At 70.5% G+C, this 20,938-nt stretch carries 25 protein-coding genes; 10 read left to right on the top strand and 15 right to left on the bottom strand.

The genetic code is table 11. From position 1 onward, the window contains the following. Nucleotides 1–357: 357 nt before the first annotated feature. Nucleotides 358–1,182, bottom strand: a complete 825-nt coding sequence (locus tag ACUZ2Y_RS28805; protein ID WP_476324763.1) for a hypothetical protein — start codon at nt 1,180–1,182, stop codon at nt 358–360. Nucleotides 1,183–1,225: 43 nt separating this feature from the next. Here ACUZ2Y_RS28805 and ACUZ2Y_RS28800 point away from each other — a divergent pair, with 43 nt between their 5' ends. After that, the gene (locus ACUZ2Y_RS28800) at nt 1,226–2,239 is read left to right on the top strand and encodes a quinone-dependent dihydroorotate dehydrogenase (protein WP_476324761.1); all 1,014 of its coding nucleotides are present in this window, start codon (nt 1,226–1,228) and stop codon (nt 2,237–2,239) included. Here the strand turns inward: ACUZ2Y_RS28800 and ACUZ2Y_RS28795 are convergent. The 10 genes from ACUZ2Y_RS28795 to rimO all read right to left on the bottom strand — a co-directional run bounded on the left by ACUZ2Y_RS28795 (nt 2,214) and on the right by rimO (nt 9,752). Beyond that, the gene (locus ACUZ2Y_RS28795; RefSeq protein ID WP_476332126.1) at nt 2,214–3,494 is read right to left on the bottom strand and encodes a uracil-xanthine permease family protein; all 1,281 of its coding nucleotides are present in this window, start codon (nt 3,492–3,494) and stop codon (nt 2,214–2,216) included. The two genes, ACUZ2Y_RS28800 and ACUZ2Y_RS28795, sit on opposite strands and share 26 nt — an antisense overlap. Before the next feature lie 128 nt (nt 3,495–3,622). Beyond that, entirely contained in the window at nt 3,623–3,841 is a 219-nt protein-coding gene (locus tag ACUZ2Y_RS28790; RefSeq protein ID WP_476324759.1) for a hypothetical protein, read from the bottom strand. 124 nt (nt 3,842–3,965) lie between these two features. Further along, nucleotides 3,966–4,232, bottom strand: coding sequence for a hypothetical protein (locus ACUZ2Y_RS28785; protein WP_476324757.1), 267 nt, complete (start codon nt 4,230–4,232; stop codon nt 3,966–3,968). A gap of 56 nt (nt 4,233–4,288) precedes the next feature. Then, the gene (gene pspM / locus ACUZ2Y_RS28780) at nt 4,289–5,062 is read right to left on the bottom strand and encodes a phage shock envelope stress response protein PspM (RefSeq protein WP_476324755.1); all 774 of its coding nucleotides are present in this window, start codon (nt 5,060–5,062) and stop codon (nt 4,289–4,291) included. A gap of 7 nt (nt 5,063–5,069) precedes the next feature. Beyond that, a complete protein-coding gene (locus tag ACUZ2Y_RS28775) occupies nt 5,070–5,915 on the bottom strand; it encodes a PspA/IM30 family protein (RefSeq protein WP_476324753.1) in 846 nt (281 codons plus the stop codon). Nucleotides 5,916–6,068: 153 nt separating this feature from the next. After that, complete coding sequence (locus tag ACUZ2Y_RS28770; protein WP_476324751.1) at nt 6,069–6,455, bottom strand: hypothetical protein; 387 nt, start codon at nt 6,453–6,455, stop codon at nt 6,069–6,071. A gap of 13 nt (nt 6,456–6,468) precedes the next feature. Beyond that, a complete protein-coding gene (locus ACUZ2Y_RS28765; protein ID WP_431425015.1) occupies nt 6,469–6,909 on the bottom strand; it encodes a helix-turn-helix domain-containing protein in 441 nt (146 codons plus the stop codon). 244 nt (nt 6,910–7,153) lie between these two features. Continuing rightward, nucleotides 7,154–7,663, bottom strand: a complete 510-nt coding sequence (locus ACUZ2Y_RS28760) for a CinA family protein (RefSeq protein ID WP_476324749.1) — start codon at nt 7,661–7,663, stop codon at nt 7,154–7,156. Beyond that, a complete protein-coding gene (gene pgsA, locus ACUZ2Y_RS28755) occupies nt 7,660–8,298 on the bottom strand; it encodes a CDP-diacylglycerol--glycerol-3-phosphate 3-phosphatidyltransferase (protein ID WP_476324747.1) in 639 nt (212 codons plus the stop codon). Before pgsA ends, ACUZ2Y_RS28760 begins: the two co-directional genes overlap by 4 nt. Continuing rightward, nucleotides 8,295–9,752, bottom strand: coding sequence for a 30S ribosomal protein S12 methylthiotransferase RimO (rimO, locus tag ACUZ2Y_RS28750; protein WP_476332124.1), 1,458 nt, complete (start codon nt 9,750–9,752; stop codon nt 8,295–8,297). Before rimO ends, pgsA begins: the two co-directional genes overlap by 4 nt. 198 nt (nt 9,753–9,950) lie before the next feature. Between rimO and ACUZ2Y_RS28745 the strand changes: the two genes are divergently transcribed. Then, entirely contained in the window at nt 9,951–10,304 is a 354-nt protein-coding gene (locus tag ACUZ2Y_RS28745) for a VOC family protein (protein WP_476324745.1), read from the top strand. Between the two features lie 15 nt (nt 10,305–10,319). Here ACUZ2Y_RS28745 and ACUZ2Y_RS28740 read toward each other — a convergent pair whose 3' ends face one another. Next, on the bottom strand, nt 10,320–11,528 hold the full coding sequence (locus tag ACUZ2Y_RS28740) for an acetyl-CoA C-acetyltransferase (RefSeq protein ID WP_476324743.1): 1,209 nt from the start codon (nt 11,526–11,528) through the stop codon (nt 10,320–10,322). Nucleotides 11,529–11,648: 120 nt separating this feature from the next. Here ACUZ2Y_RS28740 and ACUZ2Y_RS28735 point away from each other — a divergent pair, with 120 nt between their 5' ends. From ACUZ2Y_RS28735 to ACUZ2Y_RS28700, 8 genes are all read left to right on the top strand, one after another. Further along, on the top strand, nt 11,649–11,924 hold the full coding sequence (locus ACUZ2Y_RS28735) for a hypothetical protein (RefSeq protein ID WP_476324741.1): 276 nt from the start codon (nt 11,649–11,651) through the stop codon (nt 11,922–11,924). A 9-nt stretch (nt 11,925–11,933) separates the two neighbouring features. After that, nucleotides 11,934–12,434 (top strand): amino-acid N-acetyltransferase, encoded by a 501-nt coding sequence (locus ACUZ2Y_RS28730; protein ID WP_476324739.1) that lies wholly within the window; start codon nt 11,934–11,936, stop codon nt 12,432–12,434. Nucleotides 12,435–12,497: 63 nt separating this feature from the next. Beyond that, the gene (locus tag ACUZ2Y_RS28725; protein WP_476324737.1) at nt 12,498–13,355 is read left to right on the top strand and encodes a MerR family transcriptional regulator; all 858 of its coding nucleotides are present in this window, start codon (nt 12,498–12,500) and stop codon (nt 13,353–13,355) included. Next, entirely contained in the window at nt 13,352–14,134 is a 783-nt protein-coding gene (locus ACUZ2Y_RS28720; RefSeq protein ID WP_476324735.1) for a hypothetical protein, read from the top strand. Before ACUZ2Y_RS28725 ends, ACUZ2Y_RS28720 begins: the two co-directional genes overlap by 4 nt. Continuing rightward, nucleotides 14,131–14,649 carry a hypothetical protein gene (locus ACUZ2Y_RS28715; RefSeq protein WP_476324733.1) on the top strand — a complete coding sequence of 173 codons (519 nt, stop codon included), beginning with the start codon at nt 14,131–14,133 and terminating at the stop codon, nt 14,647–14,649. The genes ACUZ2Y_RS28720 and ACUZ2Y_RS28715 overlap by 4 nt, the downstream gene beginning before the upstream one ends. After that, complete coding sequence (locus tag ACUZ2Y_RS28710; protein ID WP_476324731.1) at nt 14,646–15,845, top strand: YcaO-like family protein; 1,200 nt, start codon at nt 14,646–14,648, stop codon at nt 15,843–15,845. Before ACUZ2Y_RS28715 ends, ACUZ2Y_RS28710 begins: the two co-directional genes overlap by 4 nt. Before the next feature lie 4 nt (nt 15,846–15,849). Then, nucleotides 15,850–16,575, top strand: coding sequence for a nitroreductase family protein (locus ACUZ2Y_RS28705; RefSeq protein WP_476324729.1), 726 nt, complete (start codon nt 15,850–15,852; stop codon nt 16,573–16,575). 74 nt (nt 16,576–16,649) lie between these two features. Next, nucleotides 16,650–17,186, top strand: coding sequence for a phospholipase (locus ACUZ2Y_RS28700; RefSeq protein ID WP_476324727.1), 537 nt, complete (start codon nt 16,650–16,652; stop codon nt 17,184–17,186). Here the strand turns inward: ACUZ2Y_RS28700 and ACUZ2Y_RS28695 are convergent. The 3 genes from ACUZ2Y_RS28695 to ACUZ2Y_RS28685 form a co-directional block, all read right to left on the bottom strand. After that, nucleotides 17,111–17,554, bottom strand: a complete 444-nt coding sequence (locus ACUZ2Y_RS28695) for a hypothetical protein (RefSeq protein ID WP_476324725.1) — start codon at nt 17,552–17,554, stop codon at nt 17,111–17,113. The genes ACUZ2Y_RS28700 and ACUZ2Y_RS28695 overlap by 76 nt on opposite strands. Before the next feature lie 105 nt (nt 17,555–17,659). Beyond that, the gene (locus ACUZ2Y_RS28690; RefSeq protein ID WP_476324723.1) at nt 17,660–18,352 is read right to left on the bottom strand and encodes a DUF5684 domain-containing protein; all 693 of its coding nucleotides are present in this window, start codon (nt 18,350–18,352) and stop codon (nt 17,660–17,662) included. A 117-nt stretch (nt 18,353–18,469) separates the two neighbouring features. Then, nucleotides 18,470–20,917 carry an FtsK/SpoIIIE family DNA translocase gene (locus ACUZ2Y_RS28685; RefSeq protein WP_476324721.1) on the bottom strand — a complete coding sequence of 816 codons (2,448 nt, stop codon included), beginning with the start codon at nt 20,915–20,917 and terminating at the stop codon, nt 18,470–18,472. Between the last annotated feature and the right edge of the window lie 21 nt (nt 20,918–20,938).

Below are 20,938 nucleotides of genomic sequence, written 5' to 3'. Positions count from 1 at the left end.
GTCCGCTCCCACGTGGAGCGGGCGGCGTTCTTGCGTTTCGGCCCGATCCGCGCGGACAAACCGCCTGACGTCCACAGCCCGCGAGTCGCCCCGCCCGGCAAACGAGTCGCCCGTTCCGGCAAGTGAGTTCGACATTCGGGATAACGCGAATGTCGAACTCACTTGCCTGGAGGGGCGACTCGTTTGCCGGGCGGGGCGACTCGCGGGTTGGGGGTGGGGCGGGGACGGCGGCGGAGTCGCGTGATTGGGATCCGCCACGAACCCGTCCAGCGACGTCGTGACGTGCCGGAGCACCTTCCGCCTGCGGTCTGCGGCTCGTGTCGTCCGCAGGCGATGGGCAACCGGTGGGCTCACGGCCTAGTCCGCTGAGCTCTCCTCTACCTGCTGCATCTTGCGCCAGGCGAGTCCGGATGCCCGTTCGGCCTCTTTCGCGTCCCGGCGGGCAAGCTGGAGGGTGCGGCGGGCCTCCAATTCGGCCACCTCGGCGGCGTCCAGCTCGGCGTTGAGGTCGCGGACGCGTTTTTCGGCCGCGGTGACCGCGTCCTCAGCCCTGCGGATGGCCTTGTCCGCCGCGGCGCGTTCGGCTTCGGCGGCTTTTACCTGGGCCTTCGCCTCGGCCAACGCTTGGCGGGCGGCGGCCTTGCGGGCGCGTTCATCGTCGGCCTTGGCGCGCGGCTTGGGTTTCTCCGCGGGCTTCTTGGCGGCGGGTTCAGCAGGCGGCGTGAGGGACAGGCCGGGCCAGGTGGGGGCGATGGCCAAGTCGCGGGCGGTGGTGATCCGGCCCGCGCGCAGGACCTCGGCGGCCTCGGGGGTGGCCACGGCGGCGGTGAACATGTCTTCGAGTTCTCGGGTGATCGCTTCGGTCAGCTTCGATCCGCCCGCCAGGCCGACGAGTTGCCCGATCAGCTCAGTGCGCCGGCGGGTCAGGGCCCGCAGTTCCGAGCCCGACGCGTTGCCGGTGGCTTCGCGCAGTTCGTCGCCGAGGGTGACCAGGGACTCGATCTCGTCCGGGTGTTCGCGGGCCAGCCGGTTGACCAGCCAGGCGGCCGTGGTGGGCTTTGCCAGCTTCTCGATGGCCGCGGCGCCCTCCTTGTCGCCCGAGTCCCGGGCCTGGCGGGCGAGTTCGCGGCGGGCGGGGATGAACTCCTCCCGCGGCAGCCCGTACAAGTCGTCGACGCTCACACCGACCATCATGTCCGAACCGGGCGGGTGACACGATGTGGACGTGGTCTACCAGCAGCTGATTCGAAGCACCCTGTTCAAACTCGGCGGCGGCGATCCCGAGATCGCCCACACCCGCACGATGGCCGGTCTGACCCGCCTGGCGAAAGTCCGCCCGGCCGTGTCCGTCCTGCGCCACTACTTCGGCACGTCGAAGACCGTGCGGGCGTTCGGCGTGGACTTCCCCGGCGTCGTGGGGCTCGCGGCGGGGATGGACAAGGACGGGCACGCGCTGCGGGCGTGGCCCGCGCTCGGGTTCGGGTTCGTCGAGGTCGGGACGGTCACCCAGCACCCGCAGCCGGGCAACCCGAAGCCGCGGCTGTTCCGGCTCACCGACAGCGAAGCCATCGTCAACCGGATGGGCTTCAACAACGCCGGCGCCGACGCGCTGGCCTCGCGGCTGCGCGCGACCGGGCCGGTCGGGGTGCCGCTGGGCATCAGCATCGGCAAGTCGAAGGTGACGCCGGTCGACGAGGCGGTCGAGGACTACCGTCACTCGCTGCGCGCCCTGCACGAGTACGGCGACTACTTCGCGATCAACGTCAGCTCCCCCAACACCCCCGGGCTGCGCGGGCTGCAGGACCGGGCGGCGCTGGACGTTCTGGTCGGCGAGCTGCGCCGGGAGTCGACGAAGCCGCTGCTGGTCAAGATCGCCCCCGACCTGACCGACGACGCGATCGCCGAGGTGCTGCAGGTCTGCGCCGACCACCGGGTCGACGGGATCATCGCCACCAACACCACGCTCAGCCGTGAGGGCCTGGCGCCGTCCGATGTCGAGACGGGCGCGGAGGCGGGTGGCCTGAGCGGGCGGCCGCTGGCCGAGCGCGCGCGCGACGTGGTGGCTTTCGTGCACCAGGAGAGCGGGCTGCCGGTGATCGGCGTCGGCGGGATCTTCGACGCCGACGGCGCGCAGCGGATGCTCGACGCGGGCGCGACCTTGGTGCAGCTCTACACCGGGTTCATCTACGAGGGACCGCCGCTGGTGCGCCGGATCAACCGCGCGGTCGCCGCACGGTGACCTTGTCCAACTCGTCGCCGCGGCCGCGCCACCAGCGCAGCAGCGGGTAGGCCAGCACGATGAACATCGAGCCCCAGGCGATGCCCTCGATCGTGAGTTCGCCGATGGTGATGGTCAGGTTGCCCACGCCCGCCACCACGGCCGCGGCGGCGACGAGCTGGTTGACGGGGTCGGTGAAGTCGACCTTGTTGGCCATCCAGATGCGGACGCCGACCAGGCCGATCATGCCGTAGAGCAGCAGCGTGGCGCCGCCGAGGACACCGTCGGGCATGGTGTTGACCAGCGCGCCGAACTTCGGGACCAGGGACAGCAGGATGGCGGTCAGCGCGGCGACGGCGTAAGTGGCGGTCGAGTAGACCTTGGTCAGCGCCATGACACCGATGTTCTCGGCGTAGGTCGTCGTGCCCGAGCCGCCGCCCGCGCCCGCGAGCGTGGTGGCGAGGCCGTCGGCGATGAGCGCGTCGCCGACACTGCCGTCGAGGTTGCGGCCGGTGACCGTGCCGACGGCCTTGACGTGTCCCGCGTTCTCCGCGACAAGCACGATCACGACGGGGATGACGAGTAAGACCACCGACGGGCGCAGCTGCGGGCCGCTCAGTTCGGGCAGGCCGAACCAGGGCGCGGCGGCGAGCGCGGCGATCCTCTCGTCGCTCAGCGCGCCGGTGAAGACGGCGAACGCCCAGCCGACCAGCATGCCGACCAGGATCGAGACCCGGGAGAGCAGGCCGCGGGCGACCCCGCAGATCAGGATCGTGGCGAGGGTGACCACGGCGACCACAGGCTGCTTGGCGAACGACTGGGTCGCGGTGGGCGCGAGGTTGAGGCCGACAAGCACGACGACCGCGCCGGTGACGACCGGCGGCATGACCGAGTCCAGCAGCCGCACACCGAGCGCCTTGACCGCGACGCCGACACCCATGAGCAGCAGACCGGCTGTGAGCACGCCTCCGAGCTGCGCGGCCATGCCCTCGTCGCGGGTGGCCATCAGCGGCGCGATGAACGCGAACGACGAGCCAAGATAGCTGGGCACGCGGTTGCGGGTGATGATGAGGAAAAGCAGGGTGCCGACGCCGGAGAACAGCAGCGTGGTCGTCACCGGGAAACCGGTGAGGGCGGGCACCAGCACCGTGGCGCCGAACATCGCGGCCACGTGCTGCAGCCCGAGCCCGATGGTCAGCGGCCAGCTGAGCCGCTCGTTGGGCGCGACCTGATCACCATCACGGACGCGGCGGCCGTCACCGTGCACGGACCACACCGTCAATGCCGCCTCCACCCACGCCCGGGATTTGTCGGTGCATGGTGCCACAGCAGGTAGTCGCCAAGTCGATACGACACCGTGATGTTCACACAGATGCGCTAGTGCTGGCTGGTGGACCGGTAGCTCTAGGCAGGCATCCAGGACAGGACGAGGGCGTACGGGTCGACGACATCGCCGCGACCGGTGCCGATCCACTCGACCGCGACGTCGAGCATGCGGGAGGCGCGGGTGCGGTCGATGTGGCTGTTGTCGACGATGTCCCAGAAGCGGTCCTCATAGGCCGCCGCCTCGGCCACGCGCTCGGCCACGGTCTCGCGCAGTGCTGCCTGGTCGATCGTGTCCACGGCGGGCTCCCCTCGGGTCGGTTCGAGGTGGAGACGGTGGATTTGGGGGGCCATGACGTGAGCCTGGTAGTGATCATGGGCACAACGTCGTTGGCGGGGTGCCGGTCGCGTTCGCAGGTACGGCTCAGGGGGGCGGCGGCAGCGGTCGTTCGCTCTCGGCCGACAGGGCGTCGCCGAGGGTTTTGACATGGGCCCAGCAGGCCACGGCGGGCAGTCCCAGGACAAAAGCGGCGGAGAGGGACCGGTCAAGGACGGTGGTGCCCGGGTGCGGAAGGAAACCAAGCCACACGGCCAGTACGGGCAGCAGGAAAAAGCCCGCCGCGGCGAGCAACAGGGCCAACAAGATCCGCGTGCGCAACTGTCGGCGCAGTAGTTGGTTTCGATCGGCCATTTCGCCCCCTTGTCTCGACAGTGGGACGCATGTCCGGGCCCGTTGGATCCCTCGGGCTATGACAGCTCACGCAGGGCGTGGGCAAGGCCTGCGAGGTGGTCCGTGGCATCGACGAGTTCCGCGCGGCCGCTGGTGCGGGTGCTGGCGGCCAAGGCGTGGCCGGCGGCGCCGACCAGGCGGCAGTAGCCGTCGATACCCTCGTCGAGGTGGGTTCGCAATCGCCGGACACCGTCGGAGAGGGCCGCGCGGTCGGACGGCGGGGCGTGGTCTCGGGCGCGTTCCACGGCGTGGAGCTGGGCGGCGGTGGCGCGCAGCGCGGTCGCCGCGTCGGCTCCGGTGCGTCGGGCCTGGTCGACCGAGTCGGCCGGGACCATGGCGCCGCGTGAGAGCTGCGACAGGAGTTCATGGAGGGTGTCCTCGGCTTCCTCCAGGCGGCGCATCGGTTCGCGTGCCTGGGAGCCTCGGGCGGGTAGTCGCGTGGGGATGCGGATCGGGTCCGGCAGCGGCTGCTTGTGCAGCCGCCTGGACTGGATGCCCGCGCTGACCGCCATGAAGCCCGCGATGACGGTGGCGCCGATCAGGACCCCAGGTCCCGCGCCAGGGGACTCGACGGCGGTCTGCAGGACGGCGGCGCCGCCACCGGTGGTGACACCGGTGGCGGTCCACAGCCTGGTCCGTCTCGCCGCCTTGCGCCGCTCCCGCACGGCCTTGGCCCGCGGATCGCGCCACTTGGCGATCGTGCCGCGGATCTGGTCCGCGTAGGGGCCGCGCACATGCTGGCCTACCAACTCTCCGAGCTTGATCAGCTCGCGCCTGCGCGACCCCGTCATCGTCTGGTCAGGAACCGGCCTGCGGGTTGGCCTTCTGCTCCTGGGCCACCCGCTGCTGGATCTCCGCCTGGATGTTGGCCGTCGGCGCGGCCGCCGCCGCCGGTCCGCTGGTGACCTCGCCCGCGACCTTGCCGCCCGCCATGGACGCGCGGATCTGCTCGAGCCGCGAGTTGCCCGCCATCTCCGTGGTGGAGGCCTGGACCTCCATCATCCGGCCCTGCACCGAGTTCTGGGCGAGCTCGGCGGACCCGAGGGCGGTGGTGTACCGCTTCTCGATCTTGTCGCGGACCTCCTCAAGCGACGGGGTGTTGCCCGGCGCGGCGAGTTCGCTCATCTGGTTGAGCGACTTGGAGACCTGCTCCTGCATCTTGGCCTGCTCGAGCTGGCTGAGCAGCTTGGTGCGCTCGGCGAGCTTGTTCTGCAGGACCATCGCGTTGCGCTCGACGGCGGTCTTGGCCGCCCCCGCGGCCTGCAGCGCCTGGTCGTGCAGCGTCTTGAGGTCCTCGATGCCCTGCTCGGCGGTGACGAGCTGGGTGGCGAAGGACTGCGCGGCGTTCTCGAACTGCGTCGCCTTCTGCTCGTCGCCCTTGGAACGGGCCTCGTCGGCGAGCACGAGGGCCTGCCGGGCCGAGGCCTGCAGCTTCTCGACCTCACCGAGCTGGCGGTTGAGCTTCATCTCCAACTGGCGCTGGTTGCCGATCACCGCCGCGGCCTGCTGTGAGAGGGCCTGGTGCGCGCGCTGCGCCTCCTCGATGGCCTGCTGGATCTGCACCTTCGGGTCGGCGTGCTCGTCGATCTTCGACGAGAACGACGCCATGAGGTACTTCCAGAACTTCACGAACGGGTTGGCCATCTCCTCCGCCTGCCTTCTTCGTACCTGCCGGACCACTGGACCCCGCTGCCGACCACGAAACGGCAACGCTCCGGCACCGTTGTGGGTTCCATCGTGTCAGGTGCGTCGAAGCCGTACCACCAGACCCGGCAGATTTCAGGGTTACCTCGGAGATCAACCCTGATGCTCGGGCCCGGACTGCGGGTGATCCCCGACCAGGGCCGCGGTCAGCGCGGCCAAACGGGCGACCAACACCGCGGGGTCGGGGTGTGGCCCGCGGACGTCGTCGCGCACCTCGCGCAGTCCGTCCACGGCTGTGACCTGCGTCGACTCATCGGCGGCTCGCTCTATCGCGGCGACGAGCTCCGCCGCGGAACGACGGACCGCGCCCAGTGTGGTGGATCTCAAGGCCACGGCGTCGATGTCGGCGAGCAGTCGTCGGGATCGCGCGATCGCGGAATCAGCCCGTACCCGAACGGGCACGCCCATGGGTCGTCGGTGCGCGCCGGTCAGTACGGGAATGGCGGCCGCCACAATGACGGCGGCCGCGATCGCGACCATGACCCACACGGGATCAGGCGGCGAACACCGCGCCCGCCCTGGTGCCGCCCAGGGAGGTCTCGATCCGGTGCGACAGCGCGGGCTGGATGCGCAGATCGGCCAGGTTCTCCCCGACGATCGCGGGGACCAGCCTGCCGCCCTCGGCCGCGGCCCGGGGGCCCGCCTGCCTGGTGGACTCCTCGACGGCCGCCTGCTCCGGCATGGAGTGCTCCACGGCGGTCAGCGCGCCGATGTCGGCGGCCACCTTGTGGAGCAGTTCCGACAGCGGCAGGGCGAGGGCGTCGCAGATGGCGGCCAGGAGTTCGCTTGAGGCCTCCTTGCGCCCGCGTTCTACCTCGGAGAGGTAGCCCAGGCTGACCCGCGCGGAGCGGGAGACCTCCCGCAGCGTGCGCTGCTGGTTGGTGCGGGCGTGTCGGAGCCGATCACCGATCGCCTCTCGCAACAGCACGGTCATCGCGCACCTCCCTTCCTCCTGCGGAACCAGTCCGAACGCCGTTCCCTTCCCGGTCGGTGACCGGCTTGGGGACAACGTGTGGCCGTCTCCTCCACAACGTTACCGACTGACGCCGACGAAACGCAGCGCCTTTGCGGGTAGTCCGCCAAGAGCGAACGATCGGAGAGGATCGAATGTTCCCTGGTGGACGCGGGTTCGCCGGTTTCGGACATGATCATGTCAGGCACGCTTGGTGACGACAACCTCACTCGATGAGCGTATCGAGATCGGCCGTGAGCAGGTCCAGCGCACCTTGGACAGCGCCCGCGCGGACCTCTTCGCGATCTCCGGAGAGCGTCAGCAGCGCCACACTCGGGCCGCGCGCGCTGATCAGCGCCACCCAGACCGTGCCCGGCGTCACACCGTCCTGCGGGTCTGGTCCGGCGACACCGGTGAGGCCGATGCCGATGCTCGCCTGGCACCGGTCACGCGCGCCCGCGGCGAGTTGCACCGCGATGTCGGGGTCGACCGGACCGTTCGTGGCGAGGAGCGCGGCGTCGACTCCGGCGAGGGACGACTTGAGGTCGGCGCCGTACACGACGAGCCCCCCGCGCACCACGGCGCTGGAGCCGGGAACGCTGGTCAGGACGGCCGTGAGGAGCCCGGCGGTGAGCGATTCGGCGGTGGCGACGGTCTCGCCGCGCTCGCGGAGGCGGTCGATCAGCGCGGCGACAGGCTCCGCCGTCAGGCCGGGGACCAGCGCCAGCGCGGTCATGAGCCGACGACCCGCTTGCCCAGGGCGCGCAGCCGGACGGCGCGGATCACGTAGTCGACGCCGGTGATGACGGTCAGTGCGACCGCGACACCCATGATCGTCCAGGAGACCGGCAGCCAGCCCGCGGGCAGAGGCAGCAGGAAGAGCGTGATCGCGAAGATCTGGACCAGGGTCTTGAGCTTGCCGCCCGGGCTCGCCGGGATCACGCCCTGGCGGATCACCCAGAAGCGGAGCAGCGTCACGCCGATCTCGCGGGCGGCTATGACCAGCGTCACCCACCACGGCAGGTCGCCGAGCACGCTGAGCCCCACGAGCGCGGCCCCGGTGAGGGCTTTGTCGGCGATCGGGTCGGCGATCTTGCCGAAGTCGGTGATGAGGCCGTGTTTGCGGGCCAGCCAGCCGTCGACGTGGTCGGTGACGGAGGCGACGCCGAAGATGGCGGTGGCGATCAGCCGCCACGTGGAGTCGTGGCCGTCGCCCACGAAAAGGGCCACCAGGAAGACCGGGACAAGAGCGAGCCGCGACAGGGTGAGCAGGTTGGCGATGTTGAGCACCGGAACCTGGGTGGGCTCCGGGAGCACCGGCCGCGTGGGTTCGGCGGCGGGCGCGTCGTCGCCGGTCGCGGCCGGGCTCATGGGGCCGCCACCGCCGCGCGCGGGATGACCGCGACGGGCTCGACGACCAGGTCGACGCCCTCGCTGTCGATCACGCGGCAGCGCACGAGGTCGCCGACGACCAGGTCGCCGACGAGGACCGGGCCGCGATCAATTCCGTTGCCGTCGACCACGACGCATTCGCCATCGACCTCGGGGGCCTGGTGGGCGGCGCGGCCGCTGCAGTCCTCGTCCTCGGACTCCTCGCACTCGATGAGCACGACGACCTCCGAGCCGACGCGGTCCTCGGCGCGCTGCGTGGTCAGCTCCTCGACCAGCGCGGAGATCCGGGCGACGCGCGCGCCGATGGTGTCGGTGTCGAGCTTGTCGCCCAGGTTCTCGGCCTCGGTGCCGTCCTCGTCGGAGTAGCCGAACACGCCGACCGCGTCGAGCTTGGCCTCGGTGAGGAAGCGGGCGAGTTCGTCGACGTCGTCCTCGGTCTCGCCGGGGAAGCCGACGATGACGTTGCTGCGGATGCCCGCGGCGGGCGACAGCTCGCGGATCTGCTTGACCAGGCCGAGGAACGACTCGGTGTTGCCGAAGCGGCGCATGCGGCGCAGCACGGTCTCGCTGGAGTGCTGGAAAGACATGTCGAAGTAGTCCGCGACACCCTCGGTGGTGGCGATGGCGCGCACCAGGTTCGGGCGGGTCTCGGCGGGCTGCAGGTAGGACACGCGGACGCGGTCGATGCCGCCGATGGCGGCCAGGCGGGTCAGGACGGCTTCGAGGGCGCCCTGTCCGGCGTGCTCGCGGCCGAGGTCCTTGCCGTAGGAGGTGGAGTTCTCGCTGACCAGGACCAGCTCGCGCACACCCTGCTCGGCCAGCCACGCGCCCTCGGCGACGATCTCGTCGGGGGTGCGGGAGACGAAGGAGCCGCGGAAGGACGGGATCGCGCAGAACGAGCAGCGGCGGTCACAGCCGGAGGCGATCTTCAGCGAGGCGACCGGGGCGTCGTCGAGGCGCTTGCGCATGACCCGCGGGCCCCAGCCGTGGCCGGGGACGGTGACGTCGGTCGCGGCTTCCTGGCGCTGCACAGGCGTGATCGGCAGCAGTGTGCGGCGGTCGACCGGCGTGTGCGAGGGGACGGCATGGCCCTGGACGATGTCGCCGAGGCGCTCGGCCAGGTCCGGGTAGTGGTCGAAGCCGAGGACCGCGCTGGCCTCGGGCAGGCTCTCGGCCAGCTCGGCGCCGTAGCGCTCGGCCATGCACCCGACGGCGACGACCTTCGCGCCGGTGTCGGCGGCGGCGAGGAGCGTGTCGACGGAGTCCTTCTTGGCGGACTCGACGAAGCCGCAGGTGTTGACCACGATGACGTCCGGGGCCGCCTCACCGTCCGCGCCGCCTTCGAGGTCGACCAGGTCCCAGCCGCCGCCGGCGAGACGACCGGCGAGTTCCTCGGAGTCGACTTCATTGCGGGCGCACCCGAGGGTGAGCATGGCGACACGGCGTGACGTGGTCGGAGAGGGCACGGACACAGGGTAACCGCCTTGGACAGCCACTTTGACCAGTGGCGGCCACGGGTCCTTCGAGGGCGGCCGGGGCACCGGGGTTGGTCAGCGCCACCGGCCGCCACGGGCAATGGTGCCATCCCTGGTTCCGCCGGGGCCGACCAGGTTGTCGTAGTGTGCCGCGTCATGAGTCTGGAATGGGAGCAGGTCATGGTCGACGCCGCGGATCCGGCGGCGCTGGGGCGGTGGTGGGCGGAGGCGCTCGGCTGGGTCGTGGTCGAAGACGCGCCGGATGAGTTCGAGATTCGGCCGACGGCGGATCGGTTGCCGGGGCTGTTGTTCACGACCGTCCCTGAAGCGAAGAGCGTGAAGAACCGGCTGCATCTCGATTTTCGGCCGGAAGATCAGGCGGCTGAGGTCGCGCGGCTGATCGCGCTTGGGGCTTCGCGGGTGGATATCGGGCAGGGGGATGTGCCGTGGGTGACCTTGGCCGATCCCGAGGGCAATGAGTTCTGCGTGCTCGGGGAGCGGGCGGGCTGATCCCGCGCGCGCCCGTCAGACCCGTTCGAAGATCGCGGCCAGGCCCTGGCCGCCGCCGATGCACATCGTCTCCAAGGCGTAGCGCGAATCCCGGCGGCGCATTTCGCGCAGCAGAGTGGAGAGGATTCGGACGCCGGTCGCCCCCAAGGGGTGACCGAGGGAGATGCCGGAGCCGTTGACGTTGGTGCGGTCCCAGTCCGAGTCGGTGAACTTCCACTCGCGGGTGCAGGCCAGGACCTGGGCGGCGAAGGCCTCGTTGAGTTCGATCAGGTCCATGTCCGCCAGCGTGAGGCCCGCCCGGTCCAGTGCCTTCGCGGTGGCGGGGACCGGGCCGATGCCCATCGTGCGGGGCGGGACTCCGGCGCTCGCCCACGTCACCAGCTTCGCCAGCGGGCGCAGGCCCAGTTCGGCGGCCTTCTCCGGGGTGGTGACCAGGCAGGCCGCGGCGCCGTCGTTCTGGCCGCTGGCGTTGCCCGCCGTCACCGTCGAGTCGGGGTCCTGCCGGGCCATGATCGGCTTGAGGGCGCCCAGGCTCTCCATCGTGGTCTCGGGTCGCGGGTGTTCGTCGCGGTCGATGACCGTCTCGCCGCGGCGGCCGGGGACGGTGACGGTGACGATCTCGTCGGTGAACCGGCCCGCCTCGATGGCGGCGACGGCGAGGGTGTGCGAGCGCAGGGACAGTTCGTCCTGCTCTTCGCGTGGGATCGAGTACTCGCGGCGGAGGTTCTCCGCGGTCTCCAGCATTCCGCCGTCGACGGGGTGGTTGACGCCGCCCGCGGTGACTCGGGCGCGGGCGAGGCGGTCGTGCAGTTCGACGCCGGTTCCCTTGACGCCCCAACGCATCGCCGAGGAATAGAACTCGACCTGGCTCATGCTTTCCGCGCCGCCCGCGAGGACCACGTCGTTGACGCCGGTCTGCACGCGCATGGCCGCATTGATCACCGCCTGCAAGCCGGAGCCGCAGCGGCGGTCGAGTTGGACGCCGGGGACCTCCACCGGGAGGCCCGCGTCGAGGGCGGCGACCCGGCCGAGGGCGGGGGCGTCGCCGTTGGGGTAGCACTGGCCGAAGACCGCGTCCTCGATGACGGCCGGGTCGATACCGGTGCGCCGCAGGAGTTCGCGGATCACCGTCGCGGCGAGAGTGGTGACGGGGACGTCCTTGAACACCCCGCCGAACCTTCCGACGGGAGTACGGACGGGCTCACAGATCACTGCCTCGCGCATGGTTCTCCTAGGTTCGTGCCGCCACCACGATTCTGCCCGCCCACCCGAATTGCCGAACTACGTACCCTGATCAGGGCAAACCCTGATGCGCGACAGACTGCGCGGGGTGATGGTGGAAAGGTGACGTTTGCCGGAGTTCCGCTGTGGATCCCGGGGCTGGCCGCGCTGGTGCCCGCGATCGTGTTCGTGTTCGTCTACCCCCATGTGGCGGCGAACGGGTTTCGCGCGTGGCTGCTGCGGTGGGGGCATCCGCTGGCCTGGGTGCTGATCTCCGCCGCCGCCTTCGTCGGATACCGGTTCTCCGGTGAGCTGGCGTACTACACCGCCCTGGCCGGGCTTACGACCTTCCTCGGTTTCTTCGGTGCGTGGAGCACGGCCACCCAGGCGGAGGGATAGATTTTCGGTGTGAAGCCGTCTCCGCTGGTGCGCCGCGCCAGGACCACCGATGTCCGCGCGATCAAGGCCGTCGTCGACACCTACGTCGGGCGAGTGCTGCTCGCGAAGGCGATGGTCACCCTCTACGAGGACGTTCAGGAGTTCTGGGTCGCGGAGGTCGACGGCGAACTGGTCGGCTGCGGCGCGCTGCACGTGCTGTGGGAGGACATCGCCGAGATCCGGACGATCGCGGTGCTGCCCTCTGCCGTGGGGCTCGGGGTGGGACACGCGCTGGTGGAGCGGCTGGTGGCGACCGCGCGTGAGCTGGAGCTGTCGCGGATCTTCGTGCTCACGTTCGAGACGGAGTTCTTCGCCCGGCACGGGTTCGTCGAGATCGACGGCACCCCGGTCAGCCCGGAGGTCTACGAGGAGATGCGCCGGTCGATGGACGAGGGTGTCGCGGAGTTCCTCGACCTGCCGTATGTGAAGCCGAACACCCTGGGCAACACCCGCATGCTCCTGAAGCTGTGATTGTTCGAGTAATCACTCGAAGAGTCTTGACTAGATGAATCCTCGTCCGACAGGATCCTGTTTGTGGGACGAGACGCCGCGTTGACTGTCGAACAGCTGGCCGCCGAGGCCGGGCTGCCGACGAGCACGATCCGGATGTACCAGACGAGGGGACTGCTGCATCCGCCTCGGCGCGAGGGCCGCACGGCCCGTTACGACTCGTCCCATGTCGAGCGGCTCGGGCTGGTGAACAGGTTGCAGCAGCGGGGTTTCTCGCTGCCCGCGATCGCCGAGCTGATCGCCGCGCGGGACCTGGGGGCTCGCGTCGGCGACGTGCTCGGCCTGACCGGCCAGGGGGGCCCGGACGACTGGGTGCCGGTCGGCATGCGGGAGCTGCGGGCGTTGGTGTCGGTTCGGGACCTTCGCCCGCAGCTGTTCCGCCGGGCCAGCCGAATGGGGTTGATCCGGTGGGAGCGCGGCAAACCGTTCGTCCGGCGCTGGGCGATGGACTCGGGCACCGCGATGACCGAGATGGCCATGCCCCCACGCGAAATTCTCGACGCGTTCGAGCGGCTGCGCGGGCAGACCGACCGGATCGCCGCCGATTTCGTCGACGTCTTCGAGCGCATCCTCTGGCCGCGATTGGCGGACCAGGCAAGCAGCGACGACCAACTCGACCGGGTCCGCGCCCTCCTCGTCGAACTCACCGAGACCGCGCAAGGTGTGGTTGCCGGCGCGCTGCGCGATTCTATTCGGGACTCCGCGGAGGCGTTCGCCCGCAAGCACAATCTGCTTCCCGAGGACCGGCCACCCACCTGGGCCGGGCACACCGTCCCGGTCCTGGCCGAACGGCTCGAAGGCACGGCGGCCCACCCGGACGAGCCCGCCGACGCCGACATCGACCGCTACCTCGCCGAAGCCGACGCGGAGGAGGAGCAATGACCGCGAAGCTCGTCGCTGATCCGGCTTGGCGGGCGCAGGCTCGCGACGAAGGGCTCGTCGTGTTCGCCGGGGCCGACCTGATCTACCTCGTCCCCGACGTGCCGCGGGCCGACGCCGAGCAGCTCGCGGCGGCGTTCGACGGGCGCGACATCGATCCGGGGGCGCTGACCTCCTCCGCCCGGGATGTGCTGCCGCAGCTGCGATCCCTCGGTGCCCTGCGGCCCGCCGCGCTGCCCGGGCCGGGGCAGTCGCGCACGCTGCGCGTCGGCACCCAAGTCCTCGGGGACGCCTCCCCCGACCTCACCTCGGCCCTGGCGAAGGCGTTTCCGCCAGTCGGTGACCCCGACGTGCTCGTCGTGGTCCGCACGACAGCCAGGCTGGCCGAAGTGGTCGGTCTGAGCGCCGGACTGGTCCGAAGTGGACAGATTCACGTCCTGCTCGACCTCGCCTTCCACCACACCATCGCGCTCGGACCGCTGGTCGTCCCGGGTGCAAGCGCTTGCCTGGAGTGCCTCGCCCGCCGCGCCGGAAGTCGGTGGGGCGACCCGAAACCGCCGCCCGCGCCGAAGGCCGCCGCCGAGCCCGACCTGCCGATCGCGTTGGCCGCGCACGCGTTGCGCGAATTGGGCGACGGTTCTCTGGCCCTGTTGCAGCGCAGCGTCTCCTACGACCTGCGGACCCTGAGCAGCACCGCCGAGGACGTCCTGCCGAGCGCCGACTGCGACTCCTGCAGCCGACCACACCCGGGGCGCGTCACCCTGCCGTGGGAGTCGGCGTGATCGCCTTACGCTTGCCCGACCAGTTCAGCCCGGGCGCACTCGGCGCGGCGGCCGCGACCCCGACCTGCTGTTGTTGCTGCTGCTGTTGCCTCGCCTCCACGCTCACCACGCCGATCGTCCTGCACGGCGGACTCGGCCGGGACTTGGCGCGCGTCGCCGAGCCCGAGCGCCTGGAGCGGCATCACACCGCTCGCGCTTTCTCCGCCGCAACCTGGTTCACCTCGCTCTTCGCCGTCGTGCTGATCGCCGTCAACCTGGACTTGCCGGGCGACATCCTCCGGATCGTCGCTGCTGCCGTCGTTCTGGGCGCCGGCACCGCTGTGGCCCTGATCGCGGCCTGGGCGGGTTCGCCGAGGCCCGCCATGTCGGCGGTCCGACTGCTGGTGGGCGCGTTCGCGTTCGTCGTGGAACTCATCGGCGGCGCGTATCTGGTCCTGCTGGGCGGCTATCTGTTCATCGGCCCGGTGATCGCCCTGATCTCCGTGGTCGTCGCGATCTCGGTGTACCGGCGATGAGGCCGCCGCTGTCGTCGGTCCTGCTCGACCGCGCGGTCGGGTGGCGCCAGGGCGTCGTGTCGCGACTCCAGGCCACTCCGCCTTCTTTGTCCGATGTGGACATTCCAGGGTTCGCCGCGATCCCTGACCCGTCCACGACGGGCGGCACGACCGGCGGCGCGGGGTTCGACGCCGACTCCGCCCGGCTGGCCGCACTCGCCGAGGCCCTCGAACGACACGCCGCCACCCGCTGTCCATTGGAAACCACGGACACCGACGGCCCGCGATGGGACCTCGACGAGTTCACCCTGCACTCCCCCGAGCAGCGCGCCCACAAGGACTTTCCGCACGCCGGATACGAGAACCCCGGCTACACCACCGCGTGGACACTGCCCGACAACGAACCCATCCAGGTGCCCGCCGGTCTGATCTCCCTGGACGGCAGGCACCGACTGCCGGCGACCTCATCCGGTCTCGCCGCCGGCCCTTCGGCGAATGCGGCCCTGTTGAGCGCGATCAGCGAGATCGTCGAGCGTGACGCGCTCGCCACAGTGTGGCTACACGGCCTCGCCCCCGCCCGAATCCCACTCCCCACCCGGCTCACGGACCCCGTGCGCGCGCTTGGCGGCGACATCACCGCGTTCGATCTGACTCCCGCCTACAGCCCGTACCCGGTCGCCGCGATCGCCGGAACGCTTCCGGTGGCGGGCGAACTCCGGCCCACCTTCGGTCTGGCCTGCCGGGCGACTTGGGCCGACGCGGTCGACAAGGCGTGGCTGGAGTGGTGTCAGGGCACGGTGTTCATCCGGGTCTGGCTCGCCGGTGGCGACACCGCGAGCAGGCGACCGGACGAGGTGACCGACTTCGACCGCCACGCCGTCTACTACACCCGCGCCCTCGACGCCTGGGCCGACCTCCCGCTGTGGACCGGAGAGGTCAAGGAGCCACCCCCGGACGCCGCCGAACCCGGGCTGCGGCCGTTCGTCGACGCCCTCACCCAGGCCGGTGTCCGTCTCGCCTACCGGGACCTCACGACGCCCGAGCTGAGTGCCGTGGGCCTGCGCTGCGTCCGCGCGCTCTCCCCCGACCTGACCCCGCTGCACGCCGACCACCGGTGGCCCAACCTGGGCGGCCGGGCGCGCGAACTGTCCTGGCGCTACCCGGACCTGGTGTCGCGCACCGGGTTCCCGTCGCCGTATCCGCATCCCCTTGGGTGAGCCGATGTCCTTCGACGAGTTCTGGACCGAGAGCGGCCTGAGCACGCTCACCCAGCGGGCGTTCGCCGAGCGCCTGGGCGAGTACCGTGACGCGCCGTCGCGGCTCGACCCGTTCGTGCTGCCCAGTCCCCCGATCGCGTTACACCGACCGAAGAACGCCCTCACCAAGCTGTTCGCGAAGCGGCGCAGCGACCGGGGATTCGGCACCGGCCCACTGCGTGCCCGCGACCTCGGCGCCGTGCTCGCCGCCCTGGCCGAGACCGCACCGGGCAGGCGTTCGTACCCGTCCGCGGGCGGGCTCGCCGCGGTCCGCGCCTACCCCATCCTGCTCGACGCCGACCACGCCCTGTCCTACCGGGTCACCCGCTACGACCCGCGAACCCATGCCCTGCAAGATATCGCCCCCTGTCCCGAGTGGACGGAGCTGGCCGCGCTGGTCGGCGCTCCGCCGGACAGCGCGGCTCCGCAGCTGGTCGTCGTGCTGGTGCTCACCGACATCGAGCTGTTCGCCAAGTACGGGCCGCGCGCGGGACGGTTCGGGCTGGTCGAGGCCGGTGCCGCCGCGCAGTCGCTGGCGCTGGCGGTCGCCGACCAGGGACTCGCCGGGTACCTGCTCGGCGGCGCCGCCGACCGCGAACTCCTGGCGGCGCTGGGTTTGGCGCCGGAGCAGGCGCGACTGGCCGTGACGTTCGCGTGCGGCCGAACTTCACCCGATGTTGGTGGCGACTGACCCGAACGGCGGTGGCCAAGCACCGCGGGTGCCATGCGTAATAGGCGCAGCGTCGACGTCACCGAGGAGTTGTCATGCTCGCCGTCCGAGCCCTGCTCGCCACCGTGATCATGCTTGTCATCGGCGCGGGAACCGCCGCCGCGGAGCTGCCGCAGACCGAGCTGCGCGCCACCACCGACACGTTCCTCTTCACCCTGGCGCTGCCGCGGTTCGCCCAGACCCGGGCGGCCCAACCGTTCGCGAACCAGATCGACTGGTCGTCCGACGGCTGCTCCAGTTCGCCGGACACACCGCTGGGCTTCGACTTCCTGTCCGCCTGCCACCGGCACGACTTCGGCTACCGCAACTACAAGGCGCAGACCCGCTTCGACGAGACGACCCGGCTGAGCGTCGACAACGTGTTCCGGGCCGACCTGTACTCGGTCTGCGGCCGGAACTGGCTGTGCAAGCGCACGGCCGACATCTACTACGCGGCCGTCCGGGAGTTCGGCGGCGGGTACCGCAGCACCGCCGAAACCCTGCGTCACGCTCGAAGTCAGGAAGCTTCTCTGCTCACCAACAGGGTCGCCACGTCCCCAGCGGTGTCGAGCCCGACGAGCTTGATCCGGTAACCCTCGGACACGACCGACGTCGGGAAATCCCGGTGGGTGTGCAGTTCGATCGCCTCGGGTCCGCCACCCTTGTTGACCGTGACCCGGATGGTCGCGTCCCCTTCCCAGACGCACACCTGGCCCGGCTTGCACCGGCTGTCGTCCACGAGCGTCTGGTACCCCACCGTGAGGCCTTCGGCGGACAGGGTCAGCGATTCGCCTTTGCGCAGCGGGAAGTCGGCGTCGAGCGCCGGACCCGGTGGCTGCGTCGTCGACGGCGGTTCGGTGGTCGACGGCCCACCCGTGTCCGCCCCGCCCGTCATGCACGCCGACACCGCCATCAGCGCGGCCAGTGCCAAGACGCGGATCAAGCCGTTCACCATGGTCATTCCTCCAGTCTTCACCGCTGAGACGGAATTCGCGGCCCATGAGGTTGCCTGCAAAGCACAACGGGCGCCCCGACGATGCCGGGACGCCCGTGTGGAGAGCGGGACTTACTGGCCGTACGGCTGCTGCGGGTAGCCGCCCTGCTGCGGGTAGCCGGGCTGCTGGGGGTAACCGCCCTGCTGCGGGTAACCAGGCTGCTGCGGGTAACCAGGCTGGGCGGGCGCCTGCTGCGGGTAACCGGGCTGCGCCGGGTAACCGGGCTGCTGCGGGTAGCCCGGTTGCTGCGGGTAGCCGGGCTGCGCGTAGGCCTGCTGCTGCGGGTAGCCGCCCTGCTGCGGGTAACCGCCCTGGGGGTAGCCGCCGTGGGGCGGGTAGCCGCCACCGGCAGCGAAGGCCGGGTCGGCGACGGGGCCGACGTAGCGGGCGCTACCGAAGCCGAGGATGGGAATCGCTATCCAGGACAGCAGGATCAGCAGCACGGCGAAGCCTGCGCCCTTGCCGTACGCCTTCGCCAGGTCGATCATGACGATGATGGCGATAACGACACCGACCAGCGGGATGAACATCAACAGCAGCCACCACCACGGCCTGCCGACGATCTTGAGCATGGTCAACGTGTTGTAGATCGGGACGATGGCGGCCCAGCCGGGCTGGCCCGCCTTGGTGAACACCTTCCACATCGCGACGATGATCACCACAAAAAAGACCAAGCCCGCGATGATGGCGGGCACCATGGCCGCCGCATCGGGTCCCGAGCTGTAGCTGTAGTCGTACTGCACGCGCGTCCTTCCGTCGATCATGCCGCTACGACGGCACGCCACATTCGTCCGCCGGTACCTTCGCCGCCAATACGCTTCCCTGGGGCGAATATCCACCGGTCGTTAGCAATTCGAGACCTAAAAGGACCTTGCGCCCCGTCAGTCGTCGGGGTCGCCGTCCGCGGGCGCGCCGCCGCGCATCTCCCACAGGACGTTCTCCAGCTCGTCCGGCTTGATCAGCACCTCGCGGGCCTTGGACCCCTCGGACGGCCCGACGACGCCGCGGGTCTCCAGCAGGTCCATCAGCCTGCCCGCCTTGGCGAAGCCGACGCGGAGCTTGCGCTGCAGCATCGACGTCGAGCCGAACTGCGACGTCACGATCAGCTCGGTGGCCTGCAGCAGCACGTCGAGGTCGTCGCCGATGTCGTCGCCGATCTCCTTCTTCTCGCCCGCCTTGGCCGCGGTGACGCCGTCCTGGTAGTCCGGCTGCGCCTGCTCCTTGGTGAACGACACGATCGCGGAGATCTCCTCGTCGCTGACGTAGGCGCCCTGGATGCGGACCGGCTTGGAAGAGCCCATCGGCAGGTACAGCGCGTCGCCCATGCCGATCAGCTTCTCCGCGCCCGGCTGGTCGAGGATGACCCGCGAGTCGGTGAGCGAGGAGGTGGCGAACGCCAGCCGCGACGGGACGTTGGTCTTGATCAGGCCGGTGACGACGTCCACCGAGGGCCGCTGAGTCGCCAGCACCAGGTGGATGCCCGCGGCGCGGGCCTTCTGGGTGATCCGGACGATCGCGTCCTCGACGTCGCGCGGGGCGGTCATCATCAGGTCGGCCAGCTCGTCGACGATCGCGAGGATGTATGGGTACGGCCGGTAGACGCGCTCGCTGCCGGGTGGTGCCTGAATGACACCGGATCTCACTTTGGCGTTGAAGTCGTCGATGTGCCGGACCCGGTTGACCTGCATGTCCTGGTAGCGCTGCTCCATCTCCTCGACCAGCCAGGTCAGCGCGACGGCGGCCTTCTTCGGCTGGGTGATGATGGGCGTGATCAGGTGCGGGATGCCCTCATACGGCGTCAGCTCGACCATCTTCGGGTCGATCAGGATCATCCGGACCTCGTCCGGAGTGGCCCGCGCGAGCAGCGAGACGAGCATCGAGTTCACGAAGCTGGACTTGCCGGAACCGGTCGAGCCCGCGCACAGCAGGTGCGGCATCTTGGCCAGGTTCGCGGTGATCATGTGGCCTTCGATGTCCTTGCCGAGGCCGACCACCATCGGGTGGGTGTCCTTGATCGCGGTGGCGCTGCGCAGGACGTCGCCGAGGCGGACCATCTCGCGGTCGCTGTTGGGGACCTCGATGCCGACCGCGGACTTGCCCGGGATGGGCGCGAGCAGCCGGACGTTGTCCGTGGCGACGGCGTAGGCGATGTTCTTGGTCAGCGCGGTGATCTTCTCGACCTTCACGCCGGGGCCGAGCTCGACCTCGTAGCGGGTGACTGTCGGGCCGCGGGTGAAGCCGGTGACCTGGGCGTCGATGGAGAACTGGTCGAGGACGCCGCTGATCGCCTCGATCATCAGGTCGTTGGCCTTGCTGCGGGTCTTGGGCACGTCGCCGTCGGCCAGGATCGACGGGTCGGGCAGCCGGTAGTCGCCGTCGACGACCCGGGTCACGGTGATCGCGTCCTTCGGCTTCTTCGGGTCACCTGCCGGCTTGTTCTCCTTGACCTGGTCGGCGCGCACCCGCGGGGTCGGCTCGTCGATCGGCAGTTCGGGCTGCACGGCGCCGTCCTCGGCGGCCGTCCCGACCCGGCGCCGCGAGGGCCTGCGCAGCTTGACCGGCTCCGGCTCGGGCTCTTCGAGGTCGTCGAGACCTTCGTCGTCGGGTTCCATGCCCGCGAGTTCGCGCAGCCGGGTCGGGATCTCGCGGATGCGGGTGCCGGTGAAGACGAGGACACCGAAGCCGAGCATCAGGACGAGGACCGGGATCGCCACCCACGCGGTGACGCCCTTCGCGAGCAGGCCGCCCGAGACATAGCCCAGCGCGCCGCCCGCGAACATCCGCCCGGTGTTGTCGGTGGGCAGGTCACTGATCACATGCAGGACACCAAGCAGCGAAAGGATGATCAGCAGCGCGCCGACGACGAGTCGGGGGCGTTTCTCCGGCTGGGGGTCCGAGCGCATCAGGGCGACGCCGGTCACCAGCAGCATCAGCGGCAGCGCCACGGCCAGCGCGCCGAACACGCTGCGCACGCCGATCTCCATGCCCCGGCCGACCGGGCCCGCGGCCCGCCACCACACGGCGGCGCCGAGGACGACGCCCAGGGCGATCAGGCCGAAGCCGACACCGTCGCGGCGGTGGGCCGGGTCGAGTTCCTTGGTGCGCCCGACGGCCCGGGCGATCGAACCCGCGCCCTTGGCCAGCAGCCCCCAGCCGCCGGCGAACATCGCGACGAGGACGTTCTGCCTGGCGGGTGATTTGCGGGCCGCAGCCTTGCGGACCACTGCCTTACGGGCGGCCGGTTTGCGCGCCGGTGGACGCTTGGCCGCGGGTTTGCGCGCGGCGGGACGCTTGCCCGCGTTGTTGGAGGAGGTCGTCCGGCTCGCCATAGCCCACACGGTAGTCGGCCC

Source organism: Actinokineospora sp. UV203, from assembly GCF_056323665.1.
Note: the sequence above shows the minus strand (reverse complement) of the source record. Positions and strands in the feature narration are given on the sequence as shown.